Origin of the sequence: uncultured Ruminococcus sp., from assembly GCF_947301925.1 — a bacterium.
Classification (GTDB): Bacteria; Bacillota; Clostridia; order Oscillospirales; family Ruminococcaceae; genus Ruminococcus.
In genome coordinates this window covers 470,622-490,587 of record NZ_CAMYUE010000002.1, presented here as the reverse complement: position 1 = coordinate 490,587, position 19,966 = coordinate 470,622, and the positions used below count along the sequence as shown (strand labels likewise).

The 19,966-nt window shown below is 35.7% G+C and carries 16 protein-coding genes; all 16 read left to right on the top strand.

Annotation, left to right across the window (positions count from 1 at the left end):
* Positions 1-63: 63 nt before the first annotated feature.
* The 16 genes from Q0Y65_RS05580 to Q0Y65_RS05510 all read left to right on the top strand — a co-directional run bounded on the left by Q0Y65_RS05580 (position 64) and on the right by Q0Y65_RS05510 (position 19,776).
* Complete coding sequence (locus Q0Y65_RS05580) at positions 64-1,626, top strand: recombinase family protein (RefSeq protein ID WP_297958024.1); 1,563 nt, start codon at positions 64-66, stop codon at positions 1,624-1,626.
* Between the two features lie 87 nt (positions 1,627-1,713).
* The gene (locus tag Q0Y65_RS05575) at positions 1,714-2,610 is read left to right on the top strand and encodes a recombinase family protein (protein WP_297958022.1); all 897 of its coding nucleotides are present in this window, start codon (positions 1,714-1,716) and stop codon (positions 2,608-2,610) included.
* Positions 2,582-4,189: a recombinase family protein gene (locus Q0Y65_RS05570; RefSeq protein ID WP_297958020.1), complete on the top strand. Its 1,608-nt coding sequence runs from the start codon at positions 2,582-2,584 to the stop codon at positions 4,187-4,189. Before Q0Y65_RS05575 ends, Q0Y65_RS05570 begins: the two co-directional genes overlap by 29 nt.
* 106 nt (positions 4,190-4,295) lie before the next feature.
* On the top strand, positions 4,296-4,982 hold the full coding sequence (locus tag Q0Y65_RS15755) for a Fic family protein (RefSeq protein WP_363293514.1): 687 nt from the start codon (positions 4,296-4,298) through the stop codon (positions 4,980-4,982).
* 129 nt (positions 4,983-5,111) lie between these two features.
* Complete coding sequence (locus tag Q0Y65_RS15750) at positions 5,112-5,369, top strand: winged helix-turn-helix domain-containing protein (RefSeq protein ID WP_363293513.1); 258 nt, start codon at positions 5,112-5,114, stop codon at positions 5,367-5,369.
* Positions 5,370-5,519: 150 nt separating this feature from the next.
* The gene (locus Q0Y65_RS05560; protein WP_363293512.1) at positions 5,520-6,809 is read left to right on the top strand and encodes an ATP-binding protein; all 1,290 of its coding nucleotides are present in this window, start codon (positions 5,520-5,522) and stop codon (positions 6,807-6,809) included.
* A gap of 145 nt (positions 6,810-6,954) precedes the next feature.
* Positions 6,955-7,509 (top strand): RNA 2'-phosphotransferase, encoded by a 555-nt coding sequence (locus Q0Y65_RS05555; RefSeq protein ID WP_297958018.1) that lies wholly within the window; start codon positions 6,955-6,957, stop codon positions 7,507-7,509.
* A gap of 21 nt (positions 7,510-7,530) precedes the next feature.
* Entirely contained in the window at positions 7,531-8,364 is an 834-nt protein-coding gene (locus Q0Y65_RS05550; protein WP_297958017.1) for a hypothetical protein, read from the top strand.
* 10 nt (positions 8,365-8,374) lie between these two features.
* On the top strand, positions 8,375-9,157 hold the full coding sequence (locus Q0Y65_RS05545; protein ID WP_297958016.1) for a DUF4238 domain-containing protein: 783 nt from the start codon (positions 8,375-8,377) through the stop codon (positions 9,155-9,157).
* Between the two features lie 57 nt (positions 9,158-9,214).
* Positions 9,215-9,676 carry a hypothetical protein gene (locus tag Q0Y65_RS05540; protein WP_297958015.1) on the top strand — a complete coding sequence of 154 codons (462 nt, stop codon included), beginning with the start codon at positions 9,215-9,217 and terminating at the stop codon, positions 9,674-9,676.
* 82 nt (positions 9,677-9,758) lie between these two features.
* Positions 9,759-10,388 carry a hypothetical protein gene (locus Q0Y65_RS05535; protein WP_297958014.1) on the top strand — a complete coding sequence of 210 codons (630 nt, stop codon included), beginning with the start codon at positions 9,759-9,761 and terminating at the stop codon, positions 10,386-10,388.
* Between the two features lie 13 nt (positions 10,389-10,401).
* The gene (locus Q0Y65_RS05530) at positions 10,402-12,978 is read left to right on the top strand and encodes a DEAD/DEAH box helicase (protein ID WP_297958013.1); all 2,577 of its coding nucleotides are present in this window, start codon (positions 10,402-10,404) and stop codon (positions 12,976-12,978) included.
* 59 nt (positions 12,979-13,037) lie between these two features.
* The gene (locus Q0Y65_RS05525; RefSeq protein ID WP_297958012.1) at positions 13,038-13,577 is read left to right on the top strand and encodes a suppressor of fused domain protein; all 540 of its coding nucleotides are present in this window, start codon (positions 13,038-13,040) and stop codon (positions 13,575-13,577) included.
* A 26-nt stretch (positions 13,578-13,603) separates the two neighbouring features.
* Positions 13,604-14,515 (top strand): hypothetical protein, encoded by a 912-nt coding sequence (locus Q0Y65_RS05520; RefSeq protein ID WP_297958010.1) that lies wholly within the window; start codon positions 13,604-13,606, stop codon positions 14,513-14,515.
* A gap of 147 nt (positions 14,516-14,662) precedes the next feature.
* Positions 14,663-15,322: a hypothetical protein gene (locus tag Q0Y65_RS05515; RefSeq protein WP_297958008.1), complete on the top strand. Its 660-nt coding sequence runs from the start codon at positions 14,663-14,665 to the stop codon at positions 15,320-15,322.
* Positions 15,304-19,776 carry an ATP-binding protein gene (locus Q0Y65_RS05510; RefSeq protein ID WP_297958006.1) on the top strand — a complete coding sequence of 1,491 codons (4,473 nt, stop codon included), beginning with the start codon at positions 15,304-15,306 and terminating at the stop codon, positions 19,774-19,776. Before Q0Y65_RS05515 ends, Q0Y65_RS05510 begins: the two co-directional genes overlap by 19 nt.
* Positions 19,777-19,966 lie beyond the last annotated feature (190 nt).

The following is a 19,966-nucleotide window of genomic DNA, read 5'->3' as shown; positions in this document are numbered from 1 at the left end:
GGCTTTGGTGATACCAATTCCGAGTGTTGTGTGGTATCCTTGTGTACTGAAAGGAGGCTCAGTATGGCGAATGTAACAGTTATCCCTCCTGTGAAAGCAGAGGGTACGATACATAAAATACGATGTGCAGCCTATTGTCGAGTATCATCGAGCAGCGAAGACCAGCTTCACTCCTATGCAGCTCAGGTCAAATTCTACAGTGAAAAGTTCGATGATTCAGATACGGAAGAGCTTATCGATATATACGCTGACGAAGGAATAACCGGAACCAGCGCAGATAAGCGAACAGAATTCCAACGCCTTATACGGGATTGTAAGCGTGGAAAAATCGACAGGATATATACCAAATCTTTGAGTAGATTTGCCCGAAACACCAAAGAGTGCCTTAATACTGTACGATTACTCAGAGAGCTTGGAATAACCTTGTTCTTCGAGAAAGAAAACATCGATACAGCTAAGAATACAGATGAATTGATGATAACTATCATGGGCGGACTGGCTCAGGAAGAATCTACTTCCATATCTCAGAATATGAGATGGAGCGTAAGAAAGCGTATGGAGAACGGTACCTTCGTTCAAAGCGTTCCGCCATATGGTTATGTCAAGAGAAATGAGAAACTGGTTGTTGATCCTGAAACTTCTGAGATCGTAAAGGAAATATTCAGAATGTATCTTGGAGGCACAGGAACAAACACTATAGCTCGGATCCTGAACAGCCGTGGGATATTGACAGGTATGTACCAAAAGAAATGGAATCACAAAATAGTAAAGTATATCCTGTCAAACGAGAAATATACCGGAGACTCGCTCATGCAGAAGACATATAAGACTGAAACGCTTCCCATGATCCAGAAACGGAATCACGGAGAATATGATCAGTTCTATGTTGAGAATACCCATGAAGCCATTATATCCAAAGCTGACTTTCAGAAGGTCCAGGAATTACTTACAATATCGGCTTCAAAATTCCATAGGGAATCAAAAGGAAAGCATATATTAGGCTCAATGATAAAATGCGGAGTGTGCGGAAGTACATATAAGAGGAAATGCAACAGTGGTAAATATTACTGGTGTTGCATAGAGCATGACCTTAACTCACAAAACTGCAGTTCCAAGCCCATAGCTGAAGAATCCATAATGCAGGCGTTTGTATCACTGTGCAATAAGCTTATACGGCATTATAAGGAGATACTAGTACCAATACAAAGAACGCTTCAGGAACTGAATATCCGAAGATTCAGCACTAATACGAAGGTGCTTAATATCCGTCAGGATATGGCTGCTCTTAAAGAGCAGCGCCATGTCATAGCGCGTCTTCGTAAAAGAGGGTTCCTTGACGAAAAGAAATATAACGAGAAACTATTTGAACTCGAGAGTAAGATGGCAAGACTTGATCGCGAACTGAAAAAACATACCAAAATAGATATCGAGGACGAAACGATCGAACAATTGGATATCCTGATAGACTGCTTTGAGAATCAAATCTCTATAATGTCAGGATTTAACGAGAAATTATTCGGAATGATAGTCGAGAAAATTATTGTAAGGAACAATAAACTGGAATTCTCGCTTATATCAGGAATAGTCTTCAAAGAAGAAATAAAAGAAAAATGTGGTGCTTTGTGAACAAAAACAAAGCACCATTTTTGTCAGGTATGATGATAGATAAGAAGAAGTAGATGTGGTATTCTTGTGTGTGAAGGAGGTCAGAAAATGGCTAAAAATCGAAAAATACCGTTCGGCTATCAGATGAAAAACGGCGAGATAGTAACCGAGCCGAGAGAACTGTACGCCGTATCAAAGATATTTGCTGATTACCTAAAAGGCAAAAGCCTGCTCGAAATATCCAGATCCATTCAGGAAGAAAAGATTCCATATCATCCAGGTGAGGATCTCAGTTGGAACAAGAATATGGTGAAGCGTATCCTTGAGAATGAAAAATACCTTGGCAACGATGCGTATCCGCAGATCATATCTGCCGACATATTCCATCGAGCTAATAATAAGAAGACCAGAAAAGCCACTAATATCTGCATAGTACCTGATGAATTGAAAGGTATAAGAGATATTACACTGTGCGCTGAGTGCAGAAAAAGACTGTACAGAAATCAAAACGGTACATGGAACTGCAAAACATACCGATGCGGTAAATTTGAGTATGTAGCAACCGATCAGATGATCTTATCTGCGGTGCTTAATATACTAAATTCTGCCATAGCAAATCCCAGTCTTCTGGATGCCGATGCCGAGATGAGCGTGTATACGCCAAACGGAGCGGTTATAAAGCAGAAAAACGAAATATCGAGACTTATGAGCATTCCTGATATCGATTATGACAGGATAAAAAATGCAGTAATGGAGCTTGCTGAACTAAAATACGATTGTTGTTCATATGACGATGTACCGCAGAAAACAGCATTATTAAAGGAAATACTTATGGATATCAGGAGACTTGATACACTTGATGTAGAGTTACTCCTGAAATGCACTGAATATATAACTGTAAGTCATAACGCAACTATAGGTCTTGAACTTATAAACGGCGTAAAACTGAATAATATTACAGAGAGGAGCAGAGATAATGAGTGTTACGATAATACCTGCGACTAAGAATCTGAATGCTGAAAATACCGACAAATATCATCAGCTCAGAGTTGCAGCCTACTGCAGAGTCAGTACTGAACAAGAAGAACAGCAGAACAGCTATCAGGTACAGATAGATTACTATACCGACCTTATAAATCAAAACAAGGAATGGGTTCTCGCTGGAATATTCGCTGATGAAGGAATATCTGGAACGCAGACAAAAAAGCGTACTGAATTCAACAAGATGATACGATTATGTAAAAAGCGGAAGATTGACCTCGTACTCTGCAAATCAATAAGCCGATTCGCCCGAAATACTGTTGATACCCTTGAATACGTCCGACAGCTGAAGGAGCTTGGAATAGCCGTTATATTCGAAAAGGAAAACATAAACACTATGACGATGACGAGCGAATTCATGATAGCCTTATATGGCAGCTTCGCTCAGGCTGAGTCGGAATCAATAAGCAAAAACGTATCATGGGGTATCGAAAAAGCCTTTCGTGAAGGAAAAGTCAAGTATAACTTAAGTCGCCTGTATGGCTATCGCAAGGGCGCGGACGGGAAACCGGAAATAGTGCCTGAAGAAGCTAAAGTTATAAAGCTAATATACAAACTGTATCTTGACGGATTAACACTAAGACAGATCAAAAAACATCTTACTGAAATGAATATACAAAAGCGAAGTAATACAGAATGGTCTATTAACAGTATAAGTGGTATTCTGGCCAATGAAAAATATGTCGGCGATGCATTGCTGCAAAAGACCTATACAGTAGACTGTATTACCCACAAGAAAGCAAAAAACAACGGAGAACGGGCAAAATACCTTGTAACTGATGCGCATGAAGCGATAATTGACAGAGATACATATAACCTTGTACAACAGGAAATGGCTCGAAGAACTTCAATGAGAAGAAAGAGCGAAAAAACATTATTAATGCAAGGAAGATACTCAAAATATGCATTAAGTGAGTTAATGGTATGTGCTGAATGCGGATCAGCTTATAAAAGACAGATATGGAACGTACATGGCAAGAAGAGATGTCCTGTATGGCGATGCATAAACAGGCTTGATAATGGAATCCGATATTGCAAGAAGTCACCTTCGATCCACGAAGATAAGCTTCAAAAAGCAATAATGAACGCCATAAATGAAAACTATGAATGCAGAAATGAAATAAGGAGGATCCTGAAAGGCAGTGTGGAAGAGACTCTATCCGGAATAGAAGTAAGTGAGATCAGGAAGATAGAGTACAGATTACAAGAGATAGATGAAACCCGTAACGACTACATTTCCCTCATATCCTCAGGATCAATCGATGAAGAATCGCTTGACGAACAGTTCCAGAAGCTCTATGACGAAGAACAAAGCCTGAATGAACGCTTAGAGCAGATAAAAGCTAAAAATAGCATCGATTCAGACGATAGCGACCGGATTGACAGGACGCTAAAGGAAATCGATAAAAACAGCTGCGAATTACTTGAATACAATGATATACTGACCAGAAAACTCATAGAATGCGTAAGAGTAGTGAGCAAGACTGAAATACAGATCATTTTCAAGGGTGGATATGAAGTGACCGCAGAAGTTGAAAAATAAAGCAAAATATGTATCCCACTACTGTCATAAACTGCATTTATCTTGATTTTTCTGCTGATTTGTGGTATAATATTATTATTAAATCCAGTTATACGGGAGGATCGGTATGGAACAGGAACACGACTGGCAATATGACTTAGATGAATACATACGTCAGGGCGAGCCTGACCGTTCAGAGAAAAGTGCTGCGTGGCAGACTGCAATAGGCTTGCAGGATGTTGACGGCCTCCAGACCTCGGAATACCTGCTGGAAACAGCCAAGGAGCATATTGAGGGAAAGATTGACATATCCACCGCACAAAAGCGGATCTACAGTTACTATGAACAGCGAGATGTTCGTATGACTGTTGAACAGGATACGATGGAGGCGGACATTGTAGCAGCTCACATAGCCGAACTTCTTGCTGAGAAGACCTTCCAGTTCTCACCGGCAGAGCTTCAAACCATACACCGCCGACTTTTCACAGGCGTGTTCAAGACAGCTGGTCAGTACAGAACATATAACATCTCTAAGAAGGAATGGGTGCTTAACGGTAAGACGGTGTTCTATGCCGCGTTCGACAGCATCCGTGATACCCTCGACTACGACTTCGGTCAGGAGAAAGCCTTCTCCTATTCGGAACTTGATGTAGCTCAGTCCATAAAGCATATTGCCAAATTCATATCAGGTATCTGGCAGATACATCCGTTCTGTGAAGGAAATACCCGCACCACGGCTGTATTCATGATAAAGTACCTGCAAACCTTCGGATTCAACGTAAGTAACCAGGTATTTGCCGATAATTCATGGTAATTCCGTAATGCTCTTGTCAGAGCGAACTATAACGATCTCCAGAACGATGTTCATGCAACAACTGAGTTCTTAGAGAAGTTCATCGAAAACCTGCTGACAGGGACCGATCATGAACTGAAGAACCGATATATGCATATCGAATATACGGAGTCAGCCCAAAGTGCAAATGATAATGTTTCAAAGTGCAAAAATTGCACTTTGGAAGAACTTGCTATACTTAGGGAAATCTCAAAGAATCCATCTATAACCCAGAAGGAGCTAGCAGAGGCAATCGGTAAATCCGAGCGAACTGTTAAGACCAGAACGGTTGAGCTTCAGAATAACGGCTTCCTGCGCCGCAAGAACGGTAAGAGAAACGGCCTGTGGGAAGTACTTGTTGAGATATAACAATACGTCGACCAAATGAAAGTAGTCTCCAGGCATTTGACATAAATTAAGCAGATGTCTGGAGACTGTTGTTATTTTTTGTGGAAAATACTTGCATAAAATCTGCTTTGACGGTATAATATAAGAAATGATGCATTAGGAGTTGATATAATGCTAATTTCGTTAAAGGTAAATAACTGCTTTATTTATAATGCGGAAACAGAGTTTACTATGCGCTCTGATATGAGAAACAAGCATTTTCCGTGCAATGTAATATCAGTAAACTCTACAAATGTATTGAAGTCTGCAATAATTGTGGGACCTAATAACGTAGGAAAAACCCTTTTTGTCAGATGTCTTGATACTGTAAGGAGTATCATGCTCAATGAAGGCAAGCGGATGGTCCCAAATATATTCAATGATGATAAGAAGTGCGAATTCGTAATATCTTTTTGTGATAACAGCTTTGAGTATTGCTTTGAGCTGAAATATGATTATTCTAAAAATGAATACTTTTTTGAGAAGTTCTCAAAAATTACCTATGATATACATAAGAACAAGAAGGAAACAATAATTCTTCTCAGAGATATAAAAAACAAGGATTACGTCTGCAATACAGCGGACGAAGATGAAAAGAGCGCTGTAATTTCGGCAATGAAAGTAATTGCAAAGAATAATCTGTTGATCTACCTCCTTGATACATCGCAGTTCTCTGTTATGTTTGATATAAAGAATATCATCACTTCATTTGCCAGGAAGATAGATATCGTGGATATGAATAATATCCCGATGAAAAAGACTATCGAAATGCTAAAGCAGTCCGATGAGAAGAAGCAAAAGATAGTAAACTTCATCCTTAACGCAGGACTATACCTTGAAAACTATCAATATCATAAAGAAGCTAACTCCAATAACGATATTGGCAAGGTATTGAATTGCGATGATGAAATTCATATACAGGAAAAGGCTATAGAAGGATCAGAGACATTTATTGAGCAGCTTCGCTTGTTCTCGACTTACAAGGGAGTGACGGTTCCAAGCATGGCTTTTGACTCTACCGGTACAAAGAAGATGGTCTGTCTTGCAAGTTATGTGATAGATGCTCTTGAAAACGGGCGTATACTTGTGGTGGATGAACTTGACAATAGCCTGCATTTCAAGCTTGTTAGAGCAATAATAGCTATGTTTAATAACGAACTCAACACAAAGGCACAGCTTATCTGCACTGTTCACGATACTAATCTGCTTGATTGCCAGAAGCTGTTCAGAAAAGAACAGATATGGTTTGCTCATAGAAACTTGGATGATGCGTATTTGTATTCATTATCTGAGTTCACAGCTGAAAAGAACGGAGTAAGAGATACGAGCAATCTTGTAGAAAAATACAAGCGAGGAGTATTTGGTGCTCTTCCTGAGCCTGATCTGTTCGAGTCTTTACTGGAGATGCATAATAATTGCTAAACCTACAATCACCTATAGACACAAAATGTGTGTTATATGTGAAGCGCTTGAAAATATCGAATTAATAACATACTCGTAAGTTACTAACTCGTAATTCACTTAATTGCAGACTATTATATTCATGGACCATTTATGAGGTGATATAATGAACGAATTATCGAAATATCTGTGTTTGCTCCTTCGACATCAGCCTGAGAAAGCAGAGCTTGACATGGACAAGCATGGCTGGGTATCAGTAGAACAGCTTATTGAGGGCGTTAATCGCCACAGCAGCTATAAGCTGGACCGTGAACTACTGGAACAGATAGTAGCCGAAGACAACAAGGGACGTTACAGATTTGATGATAAACATGAAAAGATCAAGTGCTGTCAGGGACACTCGGTTCCGTGGGTTGAACCTGAGTTGAAGTATTGTGAACCGCCTGAGTTCCTGTACCACGGAACCACTACAAAGGCTCTTGAAGCCATTGAGGAGAGCGGAGTTATAAAGAAGATGAAGCGACACGCTGTACATATGCAAGCCGATATAAGCAAAGCATGGCAGTCAGCCGAGCGTTGGCACAAGACTCCGGTAGTGCTGAAAATAGCAACATCAGAGATGAATAAGGACGGATACAGATTTGGAGTAACCGAGAATGAGGTCTGGTGTACCGAGGAAGTGCCTGTGAAGTATATCTGTGACAGGATATACAGAAAATGAATAAGTATTAAGGAGAAACTAATGGCGGATAAGTATAAAGAATATTCTATAAAGACTTTAGAAGATGCTTTGAGAGTTTTTTACGACTTGATAATTAATGTTACATCCCATCTGATAAAATATGAAGAGTATTCTAAGGAATTGGAAGATTTTATTTGTGATTGCTTATCAAATAAAAAAGATATAGTTGGAGCTAAGCAATTTGAGAATTTTGATGATAAGATTAAATACCGTCAAATGATGCTTTTAAAATACATAGCTGATGAACAAAAAAACTCTTTCTCATATAAGAATTTAAGAAAAGTATTGAAAGAGAAGAAATGGATTGACTATGAATTGGAAGAGGACGTTGGAGAAATACTCAATTCGTTACTGTTATTAAGAAATACGATATTTCATAATACTCATTCTATATTATCAGCTGTTGACGAGGTAAATAAAAAAGGTATTCCCTCAAAATTGGAGAAAATATTAACGCCTTCTTTTATGCCTAATCCAGTTGTAACAACAATAATTGTATATTATAAGCTTGAACACGTGCAAAGTCTATGGTTACATACTCAAAAAAGAATGGATATGTATAAAGTAATACTAGAGAATATGAAAATGGATTATGAATACATATATAAACAAACTAATCCAACTGGAAAGCAAATTATAAATATGAGTAAAATAATAGATAATCAAAAAGTTGAATTCTTGAAGATCTATGATAAAAGGCCTATGTGTGCCCTTGATCCGAGAACTATGCATACACAGCTCTCTATGGCGATGCAAAAGAAAAAATATGATGGTTCACAAGAGTGCTTTGATAATTTAACGTTTAATGTATTTGATCCAGATAAAAAAGAATAGGAATAGAAAAATGGGAAAGAATCAACATTACATACCTCAGTTTTATCAAAGGTATTGGGAGTGTACTGAAGCAAATGGACACATATGGGAACTAAATAAAAACTATAATAGTATACGTAAACAGGCTATAGTATCAAGGAATAGTGAGTTTCATGTCTATGAGCCAGATATTGATAATCCTGATGATGCTATAGAGAATTGGTATTCGCGTTTTGAAACCAAGTATTCCGTTCCATATAAGGAATTGGTTAGAAAACGAGCGTATTTATATAAGATTTCAAATGAAGAAAAAAGGTTGATTTGTAGAATTGCTGCTAATTTTTCTGCAAGGCATCCTATAAACATCTATAGGAATCCAATGAACAATGCTTGGGCGGAAAGATTCACTTTGGGAATCAAAAACAAAAGCATTGATAGACGTTCGATTCAAAATCTACTCGCTTTTTCCGAAGGTGGAATGTACGAGATATTTGGAGGAGAGGAAGAAATACTCGGCGAATTTGAAGAGACTCTTCTCTTAAGTAATATGCAGTTACTCTTTTCTGAAAAGCCAAATATAATCTTTTGTGATAAAATGATACATCAGGTTAGCTATCGGAAAGAGTATTACTTTCCTATTTGTCCATATATAGTTGCACGTTTTTCAGCGTCTAGTAAATATGAGGATAAAATGATAAAACGAATAACTGACGAAGAATACTTGCGTTTTACAAATCTTTATTATAAAAATCGTATTGTCGAACGTATTTACGCTTGCTCTGATACAGTTTTAAAAGAATTATTAACTAGATAATGACTAAACTCATTATTATTCTAAAATTCTGATTCTATAGATTTGGAGGTTAATTAGATGGTAACTTACGAAGAGATGAGAATAGTTATGGAAAATGCCGAGAAGGAAAGAAATCAAGCTTCTTATAGTGTAACTCCTGAGGAAATGCAACGCTTTAAGATTAATGATAAACTTCCTACACTCATATCTACAAAGAAGATGGAAAACGACAAAAAACATGGAGTTACAGCAACACCAGGTTATGGCTTGATAGAAGAACAATGCCTCATTAGTGAAGCTACTCTTAAGAAAACGATAAATCGATCAATTAGAGTAACACGTACATTCCTTTATAAGTTTACTATTGGTTTACATATGTCTATTGATGAAGCTAACGACCTATTTAATCTATGCGGTGGACCATTAAGGGAAACAGATCCAGCTGATTATATATGCATAAACTACCTTAATACCAAAGATGATATACATAAGTTCTGCGAACAATACAAAGAATACATAGGTAAAAATCTAACCAGATAACAAAGGTGAAAAGTTTTACCTGGCAATTCTTATTTTCCTGTGGTATGATAAAAGCATAGAAAATACACAGGAGGTAATCATTATGAAACCTATTATTTTTGCAAGAATAGCCGATATGAAATTCTACAAAGGTATCACCGATACCGACAAACCAGTCAATGGCGGATCATATGTCAAAGATACAAACTATGCCCATGAATGCTATAACTTTGATTCAGTAATACTGGAAGACGAAAAGGAGTATTGCCTTGGATTTACACAGCTTCTTGGCGGTAAGGATCCTCAACTTCACATTGAGCATATTGTAGGATGCAAAGGAATGAAAGATGCTTTGTCTGTTGATAATGTTATTGTAGTCTTTTGTTCCAAAGCACATAACAGCAAGACTATGAGAGTTGTTGGTTTTTATAAAAATGGTACGGTTTTTCGAGACTATCAGGAATGCGTGTTCCCAAGTGAAGACGGAAACGATTACGTTCAATCTTATTCATTTTTAGCTGAAAAGAAGGATTGCGTACTGCTTCCGTATCAAGAGCGTTTCAGAACAGGAGATTGGTTTGTGCCGACCAGTGGAAAAATGGGATATTCATTTGGGTATGGTCACAACAATATTTGGTTCGCAGGCAGCAATACGTACAATATGGACGAGATCAACTATGTCAATAAAATGATTGAAAGCATAGAGAACTACAACGGTGAGAATGTAATTTGAAAGGAGTGGGGGTATGGGCTTTACATGGGTAAACTTTTATCCATCTTTTATAAAAGAGATCCTTGAGGCATCTGATCTTGACAAAGGTCAGATAGAGCAGATGGATTATGCAATAAAATACGATGATATCGATAGTCTAATAAGTGTAATGTGTTCAGTGTATGCTGAACCAAATACTTCACTTATTCGTAAACATAGAAAAATAGTCGAAAACTCACTTCTTAAGAATTTCAAAGATGAAGTTGAAAAAATCTTCAAAGCATTATACATAACAGGTCATTCATATAATGATAGATGGCTTGCTCTTATGAAAAAGGCTACTTCATCGAGTCTTATAGATGCATATATACGAGCAATGTATAACATCAGCGATATCGAAGTACAGCTCAATGAATACAGTAAATTCAAAACAACAGTGTCTCTCCGAATGTCTGAAACATATGCAGAAGAAGTACCGCTATATGATTTTCAGAAAGAAGCTGTTAAAGAGCTTACTAAGCACTATATCACGGATGATATGGATTCAGGTATACTTGTTATGCCAACAGGTAGCGGAAAAAGTCGTACTGCTACATATTTTCTCATAAAAGAGATGATATCCAGAGGCTACCAGATACTTTGGATAGCTCATCGCCATATGCTTATTGATCAGGCAGCCGATTGCTTTTATCAGTTTGCAGGTCTTTGTAAAATCAATAAGCCCGATATCAAAGATTATCGGATAAGCTGTATTTCCGGTGAGCATTTGAGTATCAGACAAGTAGATAAGGTTGAAGTAATTGTAGCAAGTATACAATCTATCTGTCGTAGCCTTGACCATCTTCGCAGAATCCTTAAGCGTGGCAAAGTAATGGTGGTTATCGATGAATGCCATCACACCGAAGCAAAATCATATCGTAATACACTAAAATTCATAAGAGAATGCAGAAGCAAAGTTAAATTGCTAGGATTAACTGCAACACCAATTCGCTCCAATGATAAGGAAACTGCTCATCTGCTAAAAATATTTGATAACAAAAGAATATTTGAGGTAGCAATGTCAGACCTAATAGCTAAGAAGATACTTGCTGATCCACAGTATGAACGTGTAGAAACTTCCGAAAACTTTGAGCCTGACATTTCTTATGATGAAGCAAAGTTTATAAACAAATATGGTGAATTACCAGATACTCTCATTCATAAAATTGCAGTATCTAAAGAAAGAAATGCTATTATACTGAAACAATACCTTGATAACACTGAGAAATATGGAAAAACTTTGATTTTTGCATTAAATGTGGTTCATTGTCGTTTCTTGTATGAGGAACTCTCCAAGAAGAAAGTTCGATGCGGGCTTGTATATTCTGGAAAGGAAGATAATTCTAAAGTTATCAATGATTTCAAAGATAACAAGCTTGATGTACTTGTTAATGTTAATATTCTTACAGAAGGAACCGACGTTCCTAATATTCAGACTGTATTCCTTACTCGTCCGACTACAAGCGAAGGCTTTCTAATGCAAATGATAGGACGAGGAATGCGAGGTCCCGAGGCTAAAGGAACCAAAACTGTCAATATAGTTGATTTCCATGACCAATGGGATGTATTTAATAAATGGTTGGATCCACAGTGGCTTATAGAAGAAGAACTCGAAGAACCTGACGAGAAGGTCTATGAGAAGAAAAAACGTGAAATGGTTTCTTATGAATGGAAAGCATGCAAAGCTTTATATCGCGCTTTAAGAATCAATGCAGCTGAATCTAACTGTACTGTTGCTGTTCCTTCGGGATGGTATACACTAATGGACGAGTATGGCGAATCAACAAGAATGCTTATTTTTGAAGATCAATTAGTCGGTCTGAACAGAATGATGAAGGATAAAAAGCAATGGCTCAATAATCCAGACTTCAATGCTCAAAACGCTATTGACAGCTATTTTTCAGGCTTCTGTTATAAACCAGATATTCATGAACTTGAATTACTTATAGATAATCTAAGGACACTTGAAGAAACTCCAAAATTTCATCCTTTGAAGAATAGAGCGTTCGCTGATCCACGTTATGTGATTGAGCGTGCAAGAAAAGAAAACAGGGATGTATATGCAACGGCAATTGACATGTATTATGAGCATGAGATAATTCGTGATATCTATGAAGGATGTGTTGGTTTTCTTCAAGAAGTATGCAATTTTCAAAAATACGGCAACAGCAGTGTGCTTCGAACTAGAGTTGAAGAAATGCCTCTTGAATTGATTCCTTTCGATATGACTCGGTTTTATGATATAAATGAGTTGTTTAATGAGGTTAAAAATGAACGTTTTCAAGGGGAGTTTAATGGTATTTCATCGATAAGCTGGACAGACAAGCCATATAAAACTTATTACGGTGTTCACTACAGGAAAGATCATTCCATTATGATCAATTCTATACTGAACAGCAAGGATGTTCCAAGAGAAGTAGTAAAATTCGTGATATACCATGAAATGCTGCATCGTGACAATCCTTTTCATAATGCTGATTTCAGAAGACTGGAGCATGAATATCCTAATTATGAGGAATGTGAACACTTCTTAGATGGTACAATGCTTGAATTTGACATAAATGATATGTGATTTCAAAAAGAACCAGATGAAACTTAATTGTTTGTTGGTTGTCAAGAGAGGTAATATAAATGAGCTTAGGAGAAAACATTCTTGATCATTACAATCAATTTTTAGGCGATTACATAGGAGCTGACGTTTATACCGATAACGATTATGAAATCCAGATTCTTGGCTTTCCAAATGCGATTAAAGACAGTTTGGTTTTTGCATCTTTTGGATTATCAAAATATGGTCAAGGAAACTGTTGTGAAGTGATACTTCCCGTAGATGATCTCTACGATGAATGTGCAGAAATATTTGCAAATTCCTTATTCTATGCTTTATCAAATAATATGAGTATTGGCAGAGGGCTTCTTATAGAAGGAGCTGATAGCATTATTGAAGGATTTTCTGAGAAATGTGGTAAAACAGCTTTGTATTTCACGGACGTTTATGTTTTGCCTGAAGAATTTGCATTCGTTGATAATAAATGTCATATCTATATGGGATTCTTCGTTTCTAAAGAAGAATCAGAATACATAAAGAAGTATGGAAGCGAGCAATTTGAGGATTTATTAGAGGGAAAAGAAGTTGACGTAATCGACATAAAACGCAAATCTATACTGTAAAATTAAAGAAAATGGTATGATCACATATGGAAAACACTGCAAAAAATAAAGCTTATTTTCATCTTCCTGGTCTGTTTGAGTTCTATGACCTGTATAGTATGTTTCTGCCGCTGTACCGTGAGCATCGGGAATATTTCTACAACTGGTGCGAAATAGCATCTGTATATGGTGCTCCGGCCGACTGTATCTGGGGTGGCGGACGTGCCGGATTCGGCGAATGTAAAGCTGAAGATGTACTCGCACTTATGAATGAATTCGGTATTTCTTCAAGGCTCACTTTCAGCAATTCGCTTTTAAAACCTGAACATCTCACCGACAGGAAATGTAATGCATTGTGTGAGCTTTTCGCAGAAAGCAAAGGTGTGCAGAACGGTGTGATAATCCACTCGGATCTTCTGCTTGAACATATTAAAAATAATTATCCTGATCTTTATTTCGTTTCATCGACTACAAAGGTTCAGACTGATTTCAATCAGTTTTTAAAGGAAATAGACCGGAGTGATTTTAAATATGTTATTCCTGATTTCAGGCTGAATAAGCTATACGATAAACTTGATACACTCTCACAGGTCCAGAAAGATAAAGTCGAATTTCTGTGCAATGAATGTTGCTCGTTTTACTGTAAAGACAGAAAAGCCTGCTATGAAAATGTAAGCCGGAAAAATCTGGGAGAAAACTGTCCCGAGCATATCTGTACTGCACCTGATGCCAAAGACGGATACCGTTTTTCAAAGGCAATGAAGAATCCCGGATTTATCAGTACAGATGACATCATCAATACATATCTGCCGCTCGGTTTTTCTAATTTTAAAATAGAAGGCAGAGGACTCGGAAGTGCTGTCAATTTCGAATTTCTGATATATTATCTCACAAAGCCGGAATACCAGCTTACTGTTCGTGAAGAAATCTATCTCAACAGCATGTTGGATCTGTTCTGAATAAGATGATTATAGTATCAGAATGCGAAGAGATTGCTTCAGAACTATCCTGATGGTTCTGCACCGTCTCAATGTGCACCCGAAACCTGTGTGAATGAGATGCTTGATAAATAAATAGAGTATTTGCTATAAATATGGAGTCAGTTTATGATAAAAGTATTCGATACCCAAACCAAAACGTATAGAGATATACTAGATAATCAAGAAGAATGTAATGGATTAGTATGCTTTTCGCGCGATTCAATACCTATAATCGAGAAATACTATTTAATATGTGGTTACTATTGTATAGACACACACCGCTTTCGGATTCTTCAAATTGATATTCAATTCGATATAGTCATCATTCCAGAAATTGTATTATTAGGATTATTGCCAACTTTCATACAGGAGATGGAAGAATACAATATTACCGATTTACCAAAAGTTACTCTATCCTATTCCTTTATCTATCTGTGGTTTAATGATGAAAATAAAACAATAGATGAGGTAGAGCCATTTGCTCTTGTATGCAAACAAATTATATCTAATACAGTACTGCTGAACAGATTTATAATAAATAGAAAGAGTATATATTATCCTATCACCGTTCCCGAGCTCTATATCTTCGCCCAAAGACTAAATGGATTATTTCCGTATGATTATATCTCTAAAGACTATGTGATTGAATTCAAATATGTTATCAATGCATTAATAAAGGGATATCATCTTAATTTTAATGAATTTGATATTAGAAAGTATGCATTTAACATCAGCCAACTAACATATGAAAAGATGGAGGAAGTAGTATGCCAGATTATGGAATAGGAACCCCATATTGGTATGAATGGAAAATTGGATTAATAGAATGCCTGAAAATGATGAGCGATTATTCAGTTGAAAGCGTAACACTTCAGTCATCTGCATTTCAATCGCTTGATGATGTTGTTGTCAAATATACTGATGGTCGAATGAAAAACATTCAAGTAAAGCACACTGATAAGGATAATAACCTGACATTTTCATTTTTAGAGCCTGAAATTAAGAAATGGGCAAAGGAATGGCATGACACGAAGACTAAGTACAGAATAGATGAAATATGTGTCATGACTAACAAAGAATTAGGAACAATGGAAAAAGGTGGAAAATGTTCGATATTAACATTTATAACAACAACTCTTCCTGCTCTAAAAAAGGATCATTTATACAAAGGAAACAAAAAAGAAGCGACCACCATAAAATGGTTCAAGGATACTATTGCATTATCTGAAAAAGACACACAAGAGTTTATAAAAATACTTGAATTTAAAAATGAAAGTGATTTAGCTGGATTGGATATTATTATTAATGATATTCTGATGACTATTTTAGGAACTGATAGAGAGGATATTATTCGGGTTGGAAGAGAAAGACTGTTTTCTAGATTAGAAACATGGGCAACCTCTCGAAGAGAAAAAGAAGAAATATATAGAGAAGATATATATAGTTTGTTAGGTAATCCAAGTTGTACGATTCCTAAACACGAGCTATGTCCAGAGAAGCCTATATTTTCATCGAGAATAGATTTTGCTAATAGCTTTAGAGCGTATTTGCAGAATACTGATAAAAAAATAATATATCTTAAAGGTGATCCAGGAACTGGAAAGACGAATTTTGTTAGTTACCTTGCTCAAGAGCAAGATTCAATTGTTGATTTTAGGTATTACACCTATTTACCAGTGGACAAAGACTCTCCATGCTTTACTGATGATGATGGGTATTATAGTGGTAGAGTTTTGTGGATTAGTATACTCAGTCAAATTAAAAAGAAATTTGAAGAGCTAAATATCCTTTCTGAATTAAAATTCCCGTTAATATATGATCATCTACAGGTTAAAGATCTTCGTTCAATTGTTCTGGATTATTTACCAATCTATTCGGAAAAACTTGGAAGGACGTGTTATATTTTTATCGATGGAATTGATCATGCTGCAAGGGCATCTGATAAAAAAGAAACATTCCTATCACAAATTCCACAGCCTGATACTATTCATGGTGATGTTAAGTTTGTACTAGTCGGCCAATCTATAGATAATGAAGATATCAATCGACTTGTCAGTGACGAGAATGCAGTTTGTAAAAGTCTACCCGGACTTAAAGAACAAGATATTCGTCAATTGATAGAATATGAGAATATAGAAATTGAAAATGTTGATCTGGACACATTATCATCATCAATAATCTCAGTTGTAGGAAATAATGCATTAAATGTAATTTTTGCTATATATGAAATTAAAAAAATGACTCCCCCTATTGACTTCGATAGTATTATTTCAAGATTAACACTCTGCGGCTTAAATGAATATATTACGAAGTACTATGAATGGATTATCAGCTCAATCAAATCGATAGATGAACTAAATTTATTGCGCATCGAAACAATATTCGCATTTTCATCAATTAAACATCAAGCAGATTGTCTTGCCACCATTTTGGAAATTCCTAAACTTAATGTCGAATTTATTTTGAACGAGTTATATCCACTAATTAATAAAGATAATTACGGATATGCGCCATTACACAATGACTTTAGGCTGTATTTAAGAGACAAAATACGAGAAAACCGTAATTATTCAATAATCGTCGATTCAATCGTCAATGCAGTTTTAAAAAACAGCTCGTTAGATGAGTATAAATACGACTTGGTTTTTAATCTGATGATTGATACACAATCGATTGACAAACTTTTTGAGTTTTTCAATCCGGATTATATCATTAAATCTGTCTATTACAGTATTTCAATAGATAAATTATTAGAACAGTTTAGCTCTGTTACGGATTTAATAAATTCTCCACATAAACTAGATTATATACATCCTCTCAACATGGTAGCAACTTCAATTTCACAGCTAATTTCGTGTGTTCAATACTATGAAAAAGAAGAACAATTTATTGAGAATAAAATGCCTTGCCATTTAACTCAGTCTGAGAAATATACACTTGACTTTAAAAATCATGTGGAATTAATAATCAATGATGTATACTTACTATTGTTGGCAAAGGAATCAGTACGTAGTTCAAGGTTATATAAGGAGTATTTTGGAGATTATGATGAGCAAGATTTAATCGCCTTAATCAATGAATTAGATGAAAGCAATAGCCAGAAAATGGGATATATCATCAGATGTTATGCACCTAATCTTGTGGATAAAATTTCGGATTATAAATTCTACGCTTCATTTATTACAGGCTGGTTAGAAGCAAGCGTTGGTTTTACTAAAAAAGAAGATATAACAGTTACACTATCTTTCAAAACTTACTATGATTTGGATCTGTATAATTATATTTCTAAAACAATAGTTGAAAGAGATATAAATAAAGATTCGATAGAATTGCTCTCAGAAAAACTGTGCGATTCATCGGAAATATCAGTTCAATTATTGACTGAATTGTGCTTTCATATGATTTTACAAGGAATCATAGATAAACGATTACAAAATAAGATTAGCGAATTAATACTCAGCTTACCTTCTATTCCTTCATTAGATTATAAAGCACACGGTGTAATCTTTTATTTTGAAGCTATGTTCTGCCTATTTAATATTGAGAATGACATAGACTGGGATGCATTATATGATGCGACTTTAAATGATAAACATGTTTCAAAAGGGAAGCGTGGATTTGAACCTGCACATATTTTTAAAGATCTGACTATGAAGATTTTCTCTATGTTTTATGGCAAAAAACTTTCTTATGACGAAATGGTTGCGATGACATATAATCTGTTTGGATTTTTAAGCCATCATGGTACCGGCTCATGCAATGATTTTGGTGCGTTTGAAGTTCTTCCTTATATCAAAAAAGTGTTTTTACAATTTTTCATTGATAATACTGAGTTTTCTTTAACTTCTAGACTATGTGAAGACGTTATAGAGATTTTTATAGGATCAAAACCGCACTATTATAAAGAATTAGCATATTTGTATTACATTTCTAAAAGAAAAGATTTATTTCTTCAAATTGAAGAACATTGGTGTGGTATCAATGGTATTCTTTGGAAAATGGAATACGACGTCATAGAAAGTGTAGGAAACAATATTATTAACATACTAAATCAGTTCGGCGAATTAACGCTTTCTCAAGTAATATCTACAAGAATACAGTCTAGGATATTAGGGTATGTTGGTCATAAGGATTATTCACTTCATGGTCTACTAGATTGCTATCAGTTCTTGCCATTAAACGATTCAAAACTAAGTTTACATGGAATGGAACTACTTACAATTTCAGATTATGCAAATAAAATGGGTGACAACCGTATTCATATAGAAGATGAATTATTTGATGTTGCAATAAAACTTGGATATAAGTACGTAGACGCTTTATTCGAAATTAAAAACTATCCTGAAGAATTTTTATTCTGGCGTAAAACACTCATTTCAGCTTTGTTTCGCCATGCAGAATCATTGTTCCACACAGATGAAGAATTGATACAATTATATAGATTAGTAAATGCTTGGATAAACTACATGATAGAAAGTAGCAGCATTCGATACAGAAGTGATGCCGAGGCTTTATATAGCTATAATAATACAATAATATCTATGATAAAAAATCCTTCCCTCAAGGAAACACTTATATCATATGGAAACTGTTCGCCAAATGATACTACATCTTCGGAATATACAATAACTACTAATAATGATGAGAACTATGGTGATCTACTAGAGAGAATAAAGCAATCTGGTTATAATCATGAAATCGAAATGGAGATCAATTCAATTTTAAATGATTTAGGTTCGAGCTCGTGTAGGCTTATTCTTAATATTATCGACATTCTTTGTGATAAAGAAAAAATCATATTTAAAGATAATATTGTGCTTCCTTATCTTCATAGTCGAAATAAGTATGGTTTTAGATTTAATGGCAACACAGCCATTATTAGTGCCCTGTATCCAGATTTAACTTTAGATGACTGGTTTTCTATTTTTATGGATGTTTCTAATAGATTTTCCGCTGATATTTGGGATATTGATAATTTTTACAGTATATATGATGATTTGGAATATATATCTCTATATTACAATTATCAATTCAATCCAAGCAAAATTGAATTAATATATTCTGATCTTTGCAGAATGCATTATTCAATCATTTCTGCAGCTGGCAATTTTACTATTTCTAAAAGGACAATAATCCTTGATCCAAATATTACAACATTCCGAGATTTTGTATCCAAGCAGATTGGTGATGGTGATATTACTATAGATGATCAAATAGAGAATACGTCATTGGAAAAATAAAAAAAGCTCCATGTGCCATACACATGGAGCTGAATCTACAAAGTAAAAAACAGTTACATATATTTTTATGATATGATTGTTTTGACAAAGTCCGAAAAATAGCTGTTTTTCAGGTGTCATCTTTTAAGAGATGAACTTACAACGTAATATCGGCACTTTCGAGTATTCGGAAGTGCTTATTTTTATGCCC

Bases quoted from the DNA above. Each gene is read 5' to 3' on its own strand.
- Q0Y65_RS05580 (WP_297958024.1), top strand. From the start codon at position 64: ATGGCGAATGTAACAGTTATCCCTCCTGTGAAAGCAGAGGGTACGATA.
- Q0Y65_RS05545 (WP_297958016.1), top strand. From the start codon at position 8,375: ATGGGAAAGAATCAACATTACATACCTCAGTTTTATCAAAGGTATTGG.
- Q0Y65_RS05530 (WP_297958013.1), top strand. From the start codon at position 10,402: ATGGGCTTTACATGGGTAAACTTTTATCCATCTTTTATAAAAGAGATC.
- Q0Y65_RS15750 (WP_363293513.1), top strand. From the start codon at position 5,112: ATGCATATCGAATATACGGAGTCAGCCCAAAGTGCAAATGATAATGTT.
- Q0Y65_RS05570 (WP_297958020.1), top strand. From the start codon at position 2,582: ATGAGTGTTACGATAATACCTGCGACTAAGAATCTGAATGCTGAAAAT.
- Q0Y65_RS05560 (WP_363293512.1), top strand. From the start codon at position 5,520: ATGCTAATTTCGTTAAAGGTAAATAACTGCTTTATTTATAATGCGGAA.
- Q0Y65_RS05515 (WP_297958008.1), top strand. From the start codon at position 14,663: ATGATAAAAGTATTCGATACCCAAACCAAAACGTATAGAGATATACTA.
- Q0Y65_RS05575 (WP_297958022.1), top strand. From the start codon at position 1,714: ATGGCTAAAAATCGAAAAATACCGTTCGGCTATCAGATGAAAAACGGC.
- Q0Y65_RS05510 (WP_297958006.1), top strand. From the start codon at position 15,304: ATGCCAGATTATGGAATAGGAACCCCATATTGGTATGAATGGAAAATT.
- Q0Y65_RS05550 (WP_297958017.1), top strand. From the start codon at position 7,531: ATGGCGGATAAGTATAAAGAATATTCTATAAAGACTTTAGAAGATGCT.
- Q0Y65_RS05555 (WP_297958018.1), top strand. From the start codon at position 6,955: ATGAACGAATTATCGAAATATCTGTGTTTGCTCCTTCGACATCAGCCT.
- Q0Y65_RS05535 (WP_297958014.1), top strand. From the start codon at position 9,759: ATGAAACCTATTATTTTTGCAAGAATAGCCGATATGAAATTCTACAAA.
- Q0Y65_RS15755 (WP_363293514.1), top strand. From the start codon at position 4,296: ATGGAACAGGAACACGACTGGCAATATGACTTAGATGAATACATACGT.
- Q0Y65_RS05520 (WP_297958010.1), top strand. From the start codon at position 13,604: ATGGAAAACACTGCAAAAAATAAAGCTTATTTTCATCTTCCTGGTCTG.
- Q0Y65_RS05540 (WP_297958015.1), top strand. From the start codon at position 9,215: ATGGTAACTTACGAAGAGATGAGAATAGTTATGGAAAATGCCGAGAAG.
- Q0Y65_RS05525 (WP_297958012.1), top strand. From the start codon at position 13,038: ATGAGCTTAGGAGAAAACATTCTTGATCATTACAATCAATTTTTAGGC.